This is a genomic window from Larkinella harenae (assembly GCF_054780515.1).
On record NZ_BAAGWE010000001.1, the window covers coordinates 236,666 to 249,864 of the forward strand.

Genomic DNA, 13,199 nt, shown 5'->3' on the forward strand with positions numbered 1-13,199 from the left:
CGATGAAACAGGCAGTCTACTTCCTGAACAATCCTTCCTGGTGTGAGGATTTTAGTAAGCTATTTTCTGCTTGCTATTGAGGTTTTTCAACCCTTATGGGCATATTTTAAAAATCTAACGATGTTAGATGTGCAAGCAATTAACATTGAGTTGCCGAATAAAATCAAAAACCCGCAACGCTATCACGAGTGCTGCGGGTTCCAAACATTAACCTAACTAAACTTAATTTGTTACGCAGTTTCGCACCAACTGCTTGAAAGCTTCGGCCACATAGCGGGCTTTTTCAATGTCGCCGAGTTGAATTTTTACCGTGTGGACATAGTCGGAAGGCTTGCCATCTTTGTACGTTTTAACCAGTTTTTCCTTACCCTTTGTCATCAGGCTGACGTATACGGTTTTCCCATCGACGTCGAAATGAGTAGCATCGGCATTGATGTCTTTCAAAGCCAGATCATAAACTAATTCCGAAGCTTTGCGGCCACCTTGTGTAACCGTTAATTTTAAATCGCAAATACCGTTCTCGGCCGCCAGGGCGTAAGTGGTTGGTTCTTTGTCACCCAAATCCTTAGGAAGTTGCTCTTTGATCCAGTCCAGCCGGGCCTGCTGACCAGTTGTTGGAATTGGATTTTTTCGAGATTGTGCGCAGGACTGAACAGCTTTCTCAAAAGCCTGTGACATGTACCGGACACTTTCCAGGTTATCGGCGGCTAGTTCGATGCTGGAGACATAATTCTGGCGAACCCCATTTTTGGTATAACCAATAAACTTACGGTTATCCCGGGTTTTCAAATCGATGGCGTACAATTCTTTATCGACGCCCAGTTTCGTTCCTTTTTCGGCCAGATCCGCCAGGTTGAATTCGTAGACCTCCTCCGTACTGTTCTTATTGTACGTTTCACGCCGGGTGTATGTACAGATGCAATCCGGTTTCAAGGCCTGCTCAATGGTGCGATCATTCGTTTTGGCCGCTGTTACGCTTGATTCCAAATATTTCTGGGCATTGGGCATACTGGTAAAAACCGGCTTGCGGGATTCCAGTTGCTTTACCGCCAGCGGAATCAGTTTGCGCCAGGCGCTGGCAATGTCCCGAATTTTGTCGGCATCACCGCTGGCAATTTCAAATGTCTGAACCACATTATCCAGCTTGCCGTCCTTGGCGTAACCCATCAGTTTTTGCTTTTGCTGCGTAACCAGCGACAACTCAAACCGTTTGCCTTTAGCCTCCACTTGCAGGCCTTCCAGCGCCAGATCGCCCAGGTTAAACGAAAACGTTTCGGATGATGCTGATCCTTTAGAACCTACTTCGCTTCGCCGGAATACTGCCCGCAGCGGGTTGTCATAATCGAACGTCAGCGCCTGTTCGTATTTATCCGAGCCGACAGCTTCGCTACCAATGTTGGTTTTCAGCCACTGCCGAAGTTCGTCCAGCGTGTCTGGGGTGCGAGCGGGTTTATACGATTTTTCAGCTGCCAGAATAACTTTTTTGAGGGATTCGACCAGTGCTTTGGCAATGTCCGGGTTATCGGCGTACAACTTGACACGGTCGGTGAGGTTTTTCAGCTCGCCGTTTTCGCTGTAACGAACAAACTTGCGGTGCTGTTTGGTATCGGCCAAAACCGCAATGACGTCGCGCTCTACTTTATAGGTCACCGTCGATACGTCCAGGTCCGACAGGTTCAAAAAGTACGTGCTTTCGTCGCCCTTACCTTTATCGCTTGTTTTGGTAACCGAAAACGTCGCCCGGTAATTGGGCTGAGAAGCTGCGACGGTTTGCACGAATTGCGCATTGCCGGTTTTAACCGGTTTCAATTGGGACGAAACACCGGTCAGGGGAACGGTCATCAGGTCTTGGGCATTGGCGGCCAGAGAAAAAGCAGCCGCCAACCAGAATAGTACTGGTTTTTTCATGATAGTTAAGTTCGTATTTGTTGTTTATGCGGTATGAAAACCGTTCCCCAAAAGTAGGCTCAGGAGAGCGATTCGAAAGCAGACTTGTCAGCAAACGGAAGATTCGGCAACTCAATTGCTTTTTTTGAGGCTTGAACCGTAAAAAAATAAACCCGCCGAAATCACGATTTCGGCGGGTTTATTTTGAAGAAAAGCGTCTGGCTTAGAGGTGAATTGCTTCGCCGTAAGCGGCTTCCGTTGCATCCTTGATCGACTCTGAGATGGTCGGGTGAGGATGAACGGCTTTCAGAATTTCGTGTCCAGTCGTTTCCAATCGGCGGGCAGCTACCACTTCGGCCACGATTTCGGTTACATTGTAACCGATGAAGTGCGCACCCAGCCACTCACCGTATTTCTTGTCAAAAATCACCTTTACGAAGCCTTCCGGCGCACCGGCGGCTTTGGCTTTCCCCGAAGCCGATAAGGGGAATTTGCCCACCAGAATATCGTAACCGGCTTCTTTTGCCGCGGTTTCGGTATAACCGACCGAAGCAATCTCAGGCGTACAGTACGTACAACCCGGAATGTTGTTGTAATTCAGCGGTTCGACGTGATCCAGGCCGGCGATTTTTTCCACGCAGATAATGGCTTCGGCGGAAGCCACGTGCGCCAGGGCCTGACCTTTCGTACAGTCGCCGATGGCGTAATAGCCTTCGACATTCGTGCGGTAGTAGTCGTCCGTGGTGATTTTACCGCGTTCGGTTTTGATACCGGTTTCTTCCAGACCAATTTTCTCGATATTCGCTACCACGCCAGCGGCCGACAGAACAACTTCAACGTCGAAAGTCTTTTCGCCATCCGGCGTTTTGACGTATACTTTGCTGAGTTTTCCGCTCGTATCGACTTTGGTTACTTCCGAGCTGGTGTAAATATCGACGCCCAGCTTTTTATAGTGCTTGGCCAGTTCTTTCGAGATTTCTTCGTCTTCCACCGGAACAATGCGCGGCAAAAACTCGACGATCGTCACCTTGGTGCCCATGGTTGCGTAAACGTAAGCAAACTCAACACCGATAGCGCCAGAGCCGATTACGAGCATGGACTCGGGTTGTTTCTCCAAAGACATGGCCTTACGGTATTCAATTACTTTCTGCCCGTCGATGGGAACGGCAGGCAGTTCGCGGGCGCGGCCACCCGTAGCAATAATGATGTGCTTGGCTGCGTATTCGGTCGTTTTGCCGTCTTTGTCCGTCACATCGATTTTCTTGCCCGGTTTTACCTTGCCATTGCCGAGCAGAACGTCGATTTTATTTTTCCGCATCAGAAACGTAACTCCCTTGCTCATGGAGTCGGCTACGCCACGGCTGCGCTTGATCACCGCGCCAAAGTCGGCTTTTGCGTCACCGTTGATGGTAATACCGTAGTTTTCCGAATGCTTGATATATTCAAATACCTGAGCACTTTTCAACAAGGCTTTGGTGGGAATACAGCCCCAGTTCAGACAGATTCCTCCCAAACTTTCGCGTTCGACAACGGCCGTTTTGAAGCCCAGCTGCGACGCGCGGATCGCGGCAACGTAGCCACCGGGGCCGCTGCCAAGAACAATTACATCATATTGTGATGCCATATTTTGGAATGTTAATGAACATGAAGAATTAACCGCTGGGCGGTCCCAATACATTCAATCAGAAGAACGCAAAGTTAGGCTGAAAAGTTGAATCTGCGCGGTCCTGGAAAAATGTTTGCGTAAGTAGCGGAAAAGGCGGGAGACCGATGGGTTACCGTCAGATGTAAAATTTCTTCCGTTCAATAACCTCTTCCACAACATCCGGCACCAGGTAGCGGATGGAACGGTTGTTTTTGAGGCACTCCCGAATAAAAGTAGCGGAAATGTCCAGCAAAGGCGCTTCTACAAACCGCACATTAGGGTGTTGTTCAAGCGGACTGGGAGCGCTGTCAGGGCGGGGATATACATAAAGGCCGTAGAGTTCCAGAGTTTTTTCGTAGTTTTTCCAGTTCGGAAATTGTGCCAGATTGTCACCCCCAATGATGAGTTTGAACTGGTGTTGGGGGTATTTCTCCTGAAGCCGGGCGAGGGTGTCGATGGTAAAACTAGGGCGCGGCATCGAAAACTCGATGTCCGTTGCTTTCAATTTTGAATTATCGGCAATAGCCCGTTCCACCAGATCGATACGGTCGAACTCGTGCAACAGGCTTTTGTTTTTTTTGAAGGGGTTCTGGGGCGAAACCACAAACCAGACCTGTTCCAGATCGGTGGTGGTGGCCATTGTGTTGGCAATGATCAGGTGCCCAACATGAATAGGGTTAAAGGACCCGAAGAATAAGCCGATTTTCATAAATCAATTCCGGAGAGCCGTGTTTAGATGACGGTGGCCTGTTGCGGAATAATGTTTTCTTTCAGAAAATCGTCCGTCAGTTTCTGCGCTTTTTGCAGCGCATCATCCAGCTTGTCGTTTACCAGAATGACATCAAACTGGTCCTGAAAACTCATTTCGAAATGAACTTTGAAGAGCCGTTTGGACAGGCTGTCTTCGGTTTCTGTACCGCGGGCCATCAGGCGTTGCCGAAGCGTTTCTTCATCGGGCACCTTTACAAAAATGGCCAGGGCTTTATCGCCGTAGTATTTTTTCAGTTTTAAGCCACCCTGTACATCCACATCGAACAATACGTGTTTGCCACTGGCCCAGACGCGTTCGATTTCCGATTTTAAGGTTCCGTAGAAAGCACCGACATACACCTCTTCCCATTCAACGAATTCACCGTTGTCGATTTTTTCCTTAAAATCTTCAGGAGTCAGAAAGTAATAGTCTTTGCCGTTTTGCTCAGAACGACCCCGGCGGTCGCGGGTACAGGCGGAGATGGAAAAACCCAGGTTTGAATTTGTAGTCAGTAAGTGCCTGACAATGGTTGTTTTGCCTGAACCGGAGGGGGCCGAAAAAATAATCAGTTTACCTTCCAATGCTGCTTATTTGGTTATTTCTGCCCGAATAGCGGCTGCTATTTTCTCGGGGCAGCATTTTTTTTCGACTTTACCCTGCAGGGCTTCTTTAATACATTTCTCAAGATTATACATATCGATGCAGGGTTGACAGATTTCGATATGCTGCTTGAAGTACTCTTTTTCTTCATCGGTGGCTCCCCCGTCCAGAATTGACTGAATTCGTTTCAGGCATTGGGCCTGATGCTCGCAGGATTCTTTCATGGGGGCAGTCGTCTTCCTACCCTCCGTACCAACCGTGGTCGATGAATGCAATGTGCCTGACATTGGAAAAATTTAATTTATTCCAGAAATTGTTATACGATATATTTGTAACTTGCCCTGATAACCAACTACCTAGTTCAAAAAGTTTCAATTATTCCTCATTTTTATTGTACCCCATCGAAGCGGCATACTCTTTCAGCTTATCCTTTAAAAGATTCCGGGCGCGGTGTAGCCGTGAGCGAACAGTTCCAATCGGAATGTCCAGAATCTTAGCCATTTCCTCGTACGTGAATCCTTCAATATCACAGAGGATAATAACCGTTCGGAAATCAACCGGCAGCGAGTTAAGCGCAGAGGCTACCTCATCACCAATCATATCCTGTACTGCCTCAAACCGCAGATCCGTGGTGTGCTCGGTTTCTGAGGCTTCGTCGGAGTTGTAGGTTGTCTCTACATCCTGGTAATCAACTTTCGCAGGCTCCTTACTTTTCTTGCGATAATCGTTGATGAAGCTGTTCTTCAGAATGCGGAACAACCACGCTTTTGCGTTAGTTCCCTGTTCGAATGAGGATATAAAGCGAAACGCCTTTAAATAGGTATCTTGCACCAGGTCGTTCGCATCATCTTCGTCCATCGTCAGGCGGAAGGCAAAGTTGTACATGGAGTCAATGTGTGGCATGAACTCCCTGTTGAAGACCTGATACTTCTGTTCGTCTGTATACCCTTGTAGTTGCGTATCTGACATAATTTCGGGCATCGTCGTCATAAAATTACAAATGAAAATGAAAAGACAGCCATTTTTTTGGCAAGCTCAATACATACGGTTATCGTATAAGTAGCGATGTTTCATAGAATCAGCGGTTTGGGCGGTTTACTAAGCAGTATTAGGAAATAATAAAAAAGTAAACATCAATGTTTAAGAACCCTGCAAAAATCAATCCTACCTGGTTTCGACCCGACGAGTTGCAAGGAACAGGACAAATTGGCAGAATACAAGTCAGGGGTGATGGATGGTAGGTTAAAGCGGATGGATGGACGGAAATCGCGAGTGAAAAACGGACTGGAGGTTGCTGCGTGCAGGCACTTTCTCGGGTGCTATCCTGCCATTCAATACGTTGCTTAATTAAGGGGAAATTCACCGAAATCTAATGGGTTTTTTGCGTGGTTAGGTTGGAATCGGCTGATTGCAGTGGAGAAATAGGGAAAGGCGGTTATTCTTATGTAATCACCTGGAACGGTTTTCTAGATCATGGACAATCCGGAGCATTGCACGAGCAGCAGACAAAAATTTCAATAGCCACCTAAAACCGTCAATACCAATAATAAAAGCACCCAACCTTTTAGTTAAGTGCTTCTATTACAAAAGGTAAGGAAAGAGCGGGAGACGAGTCTCGAACTCGCGGCCTGCAGCTTGGGAAGCTGCCGCTCTACCAACTGAGCTACTCCCGCTGAATGACTGCAAATTATTTAAGAAACAGCGGAAAAGTCAAGTCGTTTTGTGCAAATGGGAGATGCAAAAAGGGATTTCGTAGAAAATAAAAATTATCCCCTAAATTGGCCCCTTAAGTTTTAATGAGACTCACTTTTTTTCTTTTAACAAAATCGAGTGATCTTTCAGAACAGCCCTGCCTTTGATTATGGAAACCAAACCCTCTACCGAGTTCAGACCTTATATTCCCGATAACCAGTCGACCGCCGAGTTTACGCTCAAAGCCGTCATCACGGGGGCTTTGTTTGGCGTCTTGTTCGGGGCCGCCACGGTTTATTTGTCGTTGAAAGCCGGGTTGTCCGTTTCGGCGTCCATTCCCATTGCGGTATTGGCCATTTCGCTCGGGCGAAAGTTCCTGAAAACAACTATCCTCGAAAACAACATTATCCAGACCACCGGTTCGGCGGGTGAATCCATCGCGTCGGGCGTGGTCTTCACGTTACCCGGTTTCTTGTTCCTAACCGAGGGCGTTGGCGAGGATTTTTTCAATTACTGGACTATTCTGACGCTGGCAATTCTGGGCGGTTTGCTCGGTACGCTCATGATGATTCCGCTGCGCCGGGCGCTCATCGTAGAAGAACACGGCAAGCTGCCCTACCCCGAAGGAACGGCCTGCGGCTCGGTACTGATTGCGGGCGAGCGGGGCGGTGATTTTGCCAAGATGGCCTACCGGGGCCTGGGTGTGGCGTTGCTGTATGCGATTTTTCAGAAGATTCTGCACGTCATTGCCGAAGCGCCCACCTGGGCTACCCAGCAGGCAAACCGGTATTTCCCGTCGGCGCAGGTGTCGGGCGAGATTACGCCAGAATACCTGGGCGTTGGCTACATCATCGGATTTCGGATTTCGGCGGTGCTGGTTGGGGGCGGTATTCTGGCGTGGCTGGCCCTGATTCCGCTGCTGGCAACGCTGGTACCGGGCGATACCATTGCGTTGCAACTGATTAAACTTGGGTATTTGACCAATCTGCAAACGGCGGGCGGACCCGGCGGTTGGAATCCCTCCACGCATACATTTAGCGACACGGCGGCCGCTATCTACCGGGCCTACATCCGGCAAATCGGTGCGGGGGCGGTTACGGCGGGCGGTTTTATGACGCTGCTGAAAACCATTCCGACCATCGTTTCGTCGTTCCGCGACAGCTTCAAGAAAGTGGACGTGGCCACGGAAGGCGCGCAGGTTCGGCGGACAGAACAAGATTTGTCGGTGCGGGTCGTCATTTTCGGCAGCATTGCTCTGGCGGCTTTGATGGTCATTCTTCCGCAAATTCCCGGCGATTCGATTCTGACCAAACTCCTGATTGCCATTCTGGTCGTCGTGTTCGGCTTTTTCTTTGTTACCGTGGCCAGCCGGATTGTCGGGCTAATTGGGTCCAGTTCGTCGCCGGTTTCGGGCATGACTATTGCCACTATCATGGGCACCGCGCTGGTATTCATCGGAGTTGGACTGACGGGCAAAATTTATGAACCGGCCGTTCTGGTGGTGGGCGGTATGATCTGCATCGCAGCGGCCAATGCCGGTGGAACTTCGCAGGATCTGAAAACCGGTTTTCTGGTCGGTGCAACGCCCAAATACCAGCAAATGGCTTTATTCATTGGTGTAATCGTTTCGTCGCTGGCGGTCGGGGCCACGGTCAAAATTCTGGATACCCCCACACCCGATCTGGTTGCACAGGGAATTACGCACGCCATCGGCAGCGACCGGTTTCCGGCTCCCCAGGGAACGCTCATGGCCACACTCATTAAAGGACTGCTGTCGTTCAACCTCGACTGGCAGTTTGTGCTGGTGGGCGCTTTCATGTCGTTTGTGGTTGAAATCTGCGGCATCAGTGCGCTGGCATTTGCCGTCGGTCTTTATCTTCCGCTTTCGACGACGTTACCCATTTTTGCCGGAGGTTGTGTCAAAGCGCTGGTCGACTGGAATTCTAAACGCAAAGGCATCATCGAAGAAGATGCTGACCTGGGCCGGGGCAGCCTGTTTTCAACCGGTTTGGTGGCGGGTGGAGCGCTGGCGGGCGTATTCGTTGCGCTTTTATCGGTCAATGAATCCGTTTACAATTTCCTCGCTAAATTGACCCTGGAACCGGCGCTGGAAAGCGCGTTGGGTGACGGTGGGTATCAATTGCTGGGTGCACTGTCTTTTCTGGCACTGGCCATTATTCTATACAGGGTGGCAATGAAACGTGTGTAACCGCAGCTCCCGAATTCAGTTCGGGGGCTGCGGTTTTACAGCCAGCTTTTCAAAATAGCGGCCTGAAGCGGATTAGGGTTGGGAAGGCGGGTGATTCGGAAATTGCGTTCGGATTTTTTGCTCAAAACCGCTGTTATCTCCTTTTGCTGACCGTTTTGTAACACCCGCAGTTTGACCGACTCCCCCGGTTTTTTATTCCGGATCACGGCGCTTAGAATATCAACTGTAGCTTTTTGGCCGTCGATAAAAAGAATAGTCGCCCGGTTGCGGAGTCCGGCGTTCCAAGCCGCTGACTGCCATTCGACTTCGGTAACGAATAAGCTATCGGCTTTTTCGCGGAACGAAATGCCCAACGAGACGCCCGGTAATTCTTTATACGTGGTGTCGATTGATAAACCGGCGTAGGCGAAGTATTTCGGGTAATCAATTTCCTTCGTGGTGGCTGCGTAACTGGCCATGTCGGTCAGTCTGGTTCCGGCGGCTTTTTCGCACTCAGCCCAGAACTCTTTTTCGGTAAAACCGCGTTGCTGCTTCTGGTAATATACCTGATATAGTGCCCGCATCACGTCGTCCAGCGACTTCCGGTTTTTGCTTTCGTGTCGGATTTTAAAATCCAGCATTGCGCCCAAAACCGGCCCTTTGCTGTAATACGAAATGGTTTTATAGGCTTCATCGCCGGTTCGGCCAAACGGCCCATCTTCCCAGGTTTCAAAGCTGGCCTGCGTGGCCGACTGAAACCGATGACCCGGTTTGTTTTCGTAAGCGATAATGTTGCTCTGTAAACCACTGAATACCTCCTCTTCCGTCATCAAACCGGCTTTTTTCAGAATCAGATACGGATAATAAACCGTAAAACCCTCCGAAACCCAGAGCATCCGGGTACGGTTCTCCTGATCATAATTGAAGGGCCCCAGTTCGACGGGGCGGATGCGCTTGACGTTGTAATGGTGGAAATATTCGTGCGCCAGAAAGTTATACATCCGGTTTCGGCCCGCATGGGTGCTCAGTTGTTCTCCGCTGAAACTGATGGATGTGGAGTTTAAGTGTTCAATGCCGCCCCCGCCTGGACCAATGGCAATAAACGTGTAGTGTTTGTACGGAATGTCGCCGATAACAGCCGCCGATCCTTCGACAATCTTTTTCAGGTCCGCGATGAACTGGGGGCGGTCGAAGCTACCCATATTGTAACCGATGAAATAATGCGGAATACCTTTAACCTCAAACGACGGCAGTTGCTCCAGTTTGCCCATCAGCATCGGGCTATCGTACAGAGTGTCGTAATCTGGCGCGAAAAACGTCTGCGGCTGTCCGGCTACCGAATCCAGCCCCGTCGCAATGAGCTGGGGCCATTTCGAATACGGTTTTAAGGTAACGGTTATCGGTTTTTTCAGTTGACCTTCGGGGTGCAGAAATACGCCTGCCGGGGAAATATAGCCGTGGTTTTCGTCCAGGAAATTTCCGGCGACAAAGTTGCGCGTAGCTTTCACATCGTACGTCAGCGTTAGGGCTGTTGCTTTACCATGGTGCACCGTCCAGCGGCTGTTGGCGGTTTTCTCCCATTTTAGTGGTTTTCCGGAACCGTCGGTGGCCCGGAAGTTTTCCACTGATTTAGCGTAATTCATCAACTGGTAATACCCCGGCGTCCAGACCGGCATTTTGAAATTCAGCGTTTTGCCCTTCAAGCCATCGCACCGGAACGTGACGTGGTAGAGCTGCGAAGCGGGGTTTTCCATCGTTACCGTAAACGCCAGTTTTCCGGCGGTTTTTTGCGCAAACGCCGATGAAATAACGAAAAGAAAAACCGTAGCAAAGGTTAGATTTCGCAAATGCCGGATCAATAAATTCGTTCGGGATGTCAGAAGTACAAGAGTTTCCATAAATACCGCAAAATGCTGGCGGTTTTCGGTCGCCGGGCTGTTTTACAGTTCATTTTAACCATTGCTTGAATCAATTCAAAAACGACTGCAACTATTAAACTAACGTGAGTGAAGGAACGGTTGCGTTTTGAGGGTGCCGTCAAGCATCTCCTATTTTGTAGCCGTGATTTTGTAAAACTGGTCTCCAACAGCGGATAGATTGCAGCGATAACCGCCTGCATGGTATCGTTGAGCAAATGGGCGAAGCTGGTGGCCAGCAAGATCGGATATACGGTTCGCTGCACGTGCTGGGTTGTAGTTGGAAATGGCTGGTTTGCTTGCAAATTCGTCATCTCATGTTTAACGACAATAACAGTGTCTAAAAAACCGTTGGCCTTGATCAATTTGTAAAAACCAGCTTTTCGATCGCGTTGAAAAGCGAAACGTACTTTTTGCCAAATGACAAATAATTTCATTTTTATTGAAACAACTTTGCCCCGTATTACCATCAAAAATTAAAAAGATGAAAAAGACGGTTTTAGTTACAGGGGCTTCGGGCGGGATTGGAAAAGCAACGGCAATTTATTTGGCACAAAACGGCTACAACGTGTACGGTGCGGCACGCAGAATAGAGAAAATGCAAGAGCTGAAAACACACGGTATAAAACCTATTTCTTTGGATGTTACCAACGAAGAAAGTCTTGTTGCCTGTGTTGAACAAATTTTGAAAGAAGCAGGAAGGATCGATATTTTAATCAACAACGCAGGTTCCGGTTATTATGGTGCATTGGAAGATATGCCACTTTCTGACGCAAAATATCAGTTGGAAGTAAATGTTTTCGGTGTAGCTCGTCTGATCCAGTTGGTATTACCGACTATGCGAAAAAATAACTACGGAAAAATCGTAAATATTTCATCGGTTGGCGGTAAAGTAACGTTGCCAATGGGCGCGTGGTATCACGCCAGTAAATTTGCCCTTGAGGGCTTGAGTGATGCTCTTCGTAAAGAAGTAAAACCCTTCGATATCGACGTGATTGTGATTGAGCCCGGTGGCACAAAATCAGAAATGACAGCCCTTGGCAGTGAATATATGAACAGAGTATCGGGCAAAACGGTGTATAGCACTTTGGCAACAGGCGTAGGCAAGATGTATGCTGCCATAGAAAAAGACGCTGCCGACCCAATTGTCATTGCGAAGCTCATCAAAAAAGGGATTGAAGCAACTAATCCGAAAACACGGTATGTTGGTGCTTCGGGAGCAAAACTGATGCTTTTTTTTAGAAAAATTTTGTCCGATAAACTGTTTGACAGAATGGTAATGAGTCAAATACAATAATTTTTTATGGAAGCTCTTATCAATTATTTATTACAATTCAGCAATTTGAACCAGCAACAAATTGATTTAATCAAAAGCAAAGTTGTATTCAAAGAAATCAGGAAGGACGGTTATTTTCACGAAGCAGGGAAAATACCGCGTGAGATTATTTTTCTGACCGAGGGCGTGATGCGAGTTTGCTATTACAATAACAAAGGTGATGAGATTACAAAATATTTCATTGATGAAAATAATTTTCTGGCAGATATAAATAGCTACAATCAGGAAATACCCTCCACTGAATATATACAGGCGGTTACGGATTGCACCTACTTTGTGTTTTCTAAAAATGCAATGAAAGAGTTATCAATGACGATTATAGAATGGGATGCTATTGTTGCCAAGATAACCGCCAAAGGTTTAGCCGATAAAGTGAATAAAATCAGTCCGATGATGGCGGAAGACGCCAAAGAGCGCTATCTTTCGTTTCTTGAAAAGTTTCCCCAACTTGCTAACCGTGTTCCGCTTTCTTATTTGGCCTCCTACTTAGGAATTACACAATCTTCGCTAAGCAGAATACGAAAAAATATCCGCTGAAGCTGTTGATCGATTCCATTATAGAAGCGTGAAAAGCTGGATTTAGCGGGAAAAGACAGTGATCGTTTATTCCCCATTTCGGCGAAACGGTGCGACTTTCCGGCCGTTCATGGAGTCTTCAATAAGGGTTGTCAGGCGTTTTTGACGCGTTGCTTCCTGCTTGGCGCTCATCACCCAATGAATCGCTGATTTTTGGTACGACGGAGCCTGTTTCCGGAAAAACTGCGACGCTTTTTCGTTCGCTTGTAACAGGGCATCAAACTCCGCGCTGAGTTGCCATTCAGTTTGCTCGTGCGTATAAACGCCCGCTTTTTTCAGATCCCGTTTCTGAAAAACCGTCAACCCGGCGGGATGGACCAATCCTTGCTCGATGAGTTCGCCAATGCGCCGGATGTTAACGGCACTCCAGATGCTTTTGGCTTGGCGGGGGGTAAACCGGATTTGGTAGGCGGTTTCGTCGATGGATTTACGAATACCGTCGATCCAGCCGAAACATAGCGCTTCATCGACCGACTGCGGCCACGTCAGGCTCGGCTTTCCGGAACCGACCTTGTAAAAACCGACGATCAGTTCTTTCTCCGTGTTGTGATTTTCTTCCAGCCATTGCCGAAACTCGGCCGGAGTTGCAAAAAAAGTGGCCATGTGCG

At 48.4% G+C, this 13,199-nt stretch carries 12 protein-coding genes and 1 tRNA gene; 3 read left to right on the forward strand and 10 right to left on the reverse strand.

The window, feature by feature from the left end; translation table 11 throughout:
* Positions 1-222 precede the first annotated feature (222 nt).
* From ACYVH9_RS00975 to ACYVH9_RS01005, 7 genes are all read right to left on the reverse strand, one after another.
* Positions 223-1,908 (reverse strand): hypothetical protein, encoded by a 1,686-nt coding sequence (locus ACYVH9_RS00975; protein ID WP_460634416.1) that lies wholly within the window; start codon positions 1,906-1,908, stop codon positions 223-225.
* Positions 1,909-2,110: 202 nt separating this feature from the next.
* The gene (gene lpdA, locus ACYVH9_RS00980; protein WP_460634417.1) at positions 2,111-3,511 is read right to left on the reverse strand and encodes a dihydrolipoyl dehydrogenase; all 1,401 of its coding nucleotides are present in this window, start codon (positions 3,509-3,511) and stop codon (positions 2,111-2,113) included.
* Positions 3,512-3,668: 157 nt separating this feature from the next.
* Positions 3,669-4,241 carry a nicotinate (nicotinamide) nucleotide adenylyltransferase gene (gene nadD / locus ACYVH9_RS00985; protein WP_460634418.1) on the reverse strand — a complete coding sequence of 191 codons (573 nt, stop codon included), beginning with the start codon at positions 4,239-4,241 and terminating at the stop codon, positions 3,669-3,671.
* A 23-nt stretch (positions 4,242-4,264) separates the two neighbouring features.
* A complete protein-coding gene (gmk, locus tag ACYVH9_RS00990) occupies positions 4,265-4,864 on the reverse strand; it encodes a guanylate kinase (protein WP_460634419.1) in 600 nt (199 codons plus the stop codon).
* A 6-nt stretch (positions 4,865-4,870) separates the two neighbouring features.
* Positions 4,871-5,170, reverse strand: coding sequence for a hypothetical protein (locus ACYVH9_RS00995; RefSeq protein ID WP_460634420.1), 300 nt, complete (start codon positions 5,168-5,170; stop codon positions 4,871-4,873).
* Between the two features lie 88 nt (positions 5,171-5,258).
* Positions 5,259-5,873, reverse strand: a complete 615-nt coding sequence (locus tag ACYVH9_RS01000; protein WP_460634421.1) for a sigma-70 family RNA polymerase sigma factor — start codon at positions 5,871-5,873, stop codon at positions 5,259-5,261.
* Between the two features lie 610 nt (positions 5,874-6,483).
* Positions 6,484-6,556 (reverse strand) — tRNA-Gly (locus ACYVH9_RS01005).
* A 188-nt stretch (positions 6,557-6,744) separates the two neighbouring features.
* Here ACYVH9_RS01005 and ACYVH9_RS01010 point away from each other — a divergent pair.
* The gene (locus ACYVH9_RS01010; RefSeq protein ID WP_460634422.1) at positions 6,745-8,784 is read left to right on the forward strand and encodes an OPT family oligopeptide transporter; all 2,040 of its coding nucleotides are present in this window, start codon (positions 6,745-6,747) and stop codon (positions 8,782-8,784) included.
* Between the two features lie 35 nt (positions 8,785-8,819).
* Here ACYVH9_RS01010 and ACYVH9_RS01015 read toward each other — a convergent pair whose 3' ends face one another.
* Together ACYVH9_RS01015 and ACYVH9_RS01020 are read right to left on the reverse strand one after the other, a co-directional pair.
* Positions 8,820-10,661: a M61 family metallopeptidase gene (locus tag ACYVH9_RS01015; protein WP_460634423.1), complete on the reverse strand. Its 1,842-nt coding sequence runs from the start codon at positions 10,659-10,661 to the stop codon at positions 8,820-8,822.
* Complete coding sequence (locus tag ACYVH9_RS01020) at positions 10,640-11,116, reverse strand: hypothetical protein (RefSeq protein ID WP_460634424.1); 477 nt, start codon at positions 11,114-11,116, stop codon at positions 10,640-10,642. Before ACYVH9_RS01020 ends, ACYVH9_RS01015 begins: the two co-directional genes overlap by 22 nt.
* 47 nt (positions 11,117-11,163) lie before the next feature.
* On the opposite strand from ACYVH9_RS01020, the gene ACYVH9_RS01025 reads away from it, so the two are divergent.
* Complete coding sequence (locus ACYVH9_RS01025) at positions 11,164-11,976, forward strand: oxidoreductase (protein WP_460634425.1); 813 nt, start codon at positions 11,164-11,166, stop codon at positions 11,974-11,976.
* Between the two features lie 6 nt (positions 11,977-11,982).
* Complete coding sequence (locus ACYVH9_RS01030) at positions 11,983-12,552, forward strand: Crp/Fnr family transcriptional regulator (RefSeq protein WP_460634426.1); 570 nt, start codon at positions 11,983-11,985, stop codon at positions 12,550-12,552.
* Between the two features lie 66 nt (positions 12,553-12,618).
* On the opposite strand, the gene ACYVH9_RS01035 is transcribed toward ACYVH9_RS01030, so the two are convergent.
* Positions 12,619-13,194 (reverse strand): YdeI/OmpD-associated family protein, encoded by a 576-nt coding sequence (locus ACYVH9_RS01035; protein WP_460634427.1) that lies wholly within the window; start codon positions 13,192-13,194, stop codon positions 12,619-12,621.
* Between the last annotated feature and the right edge of the window lie 5 nt (positions 13,195-13,199).

Excerpts from the sequence above, each read along its gene's own strand:
- ACYVH9_RS00975 (WP_460634416.1), bottom strand. The coding sequence starts at position 1,908 with ATGAAAAAACCAGTACTATTCTGGTTGGCGGCTGCTTTTTCTCTGGCC.
- lpdA (WP_460634417.1), bottom strand. The coding sequence starts at position 3,511 with ATGGCATCACAATATGATGTAATTGTTCTTGGCAGCGGCCCCGGTGGC.
- nadD (WP_460634418.1), bottom strand. The coding sequence starts at position 4,241 with ATGAAAATCGGCTTATTCTTCGGGTCCTTTAACCCTATTCATGTTGGG.
- ACYVH9_RS00995 (WP_460634420.1), bottom strand. The coding sequence starts at position 5,170 with ATGTCAGGCACATTGCATTCATCGACCACGGTTGGTACGGAGGGTAGG.
- ACYVH9_RS01000 (WP_460634421.1), bottom strand. The coding sequence starts at position 5,873 with ATGACGACGATGCCCGAAATTATGTCAGATACGCAACTACAAGGGTAT.
- ACYVH9_RS01010 (WP_460634422.1), top strand. The coding sequence starts at position 6,745 with ATGGAAACCAAACCCTCTACCGAGTTCAGACCTTATATTCCCGATAAC.
- ACYVH9_RS01015 (WP_460634423.1), bottom strand. The coding sequence starts at position 10,661 with ATGGAAACTCTTGTACTTCTGACATCCCGAACGAATTTATTGATCCGG.
- ACYVH9_RS01020 (WP_460634424.1), bottom strand. The coding sequence starts at position 11,116 with ATGAAATTATTTGTCATTTGGCAAAAAGTACGTTTCGCTTTTCAACGC.
- ACYVH9_RS01025 (WP_460634425.1), top strand. The coding sequence starts at position 11,164 with ATGAAAAAGACGGTTTTAGTTACAGGGGCTTCGGGCGGGATTGGAAAA.
- ACYVH9_RS01030 (WP_460634426.1), top strand. The coding sequence starts at position 11,983 with ATGGAAGCTCTTATCAATTATTTATTACAATTCAGCAATTTGAACCAG.
- ACYVH9_RS01035 (WP_460634427.1), bottom strand. The coding sequence starts at position 13,194 with ATGGCCACTTTTTTTGCAACTCCGGCCGAGTTTCGGCAATGGCTGGAA.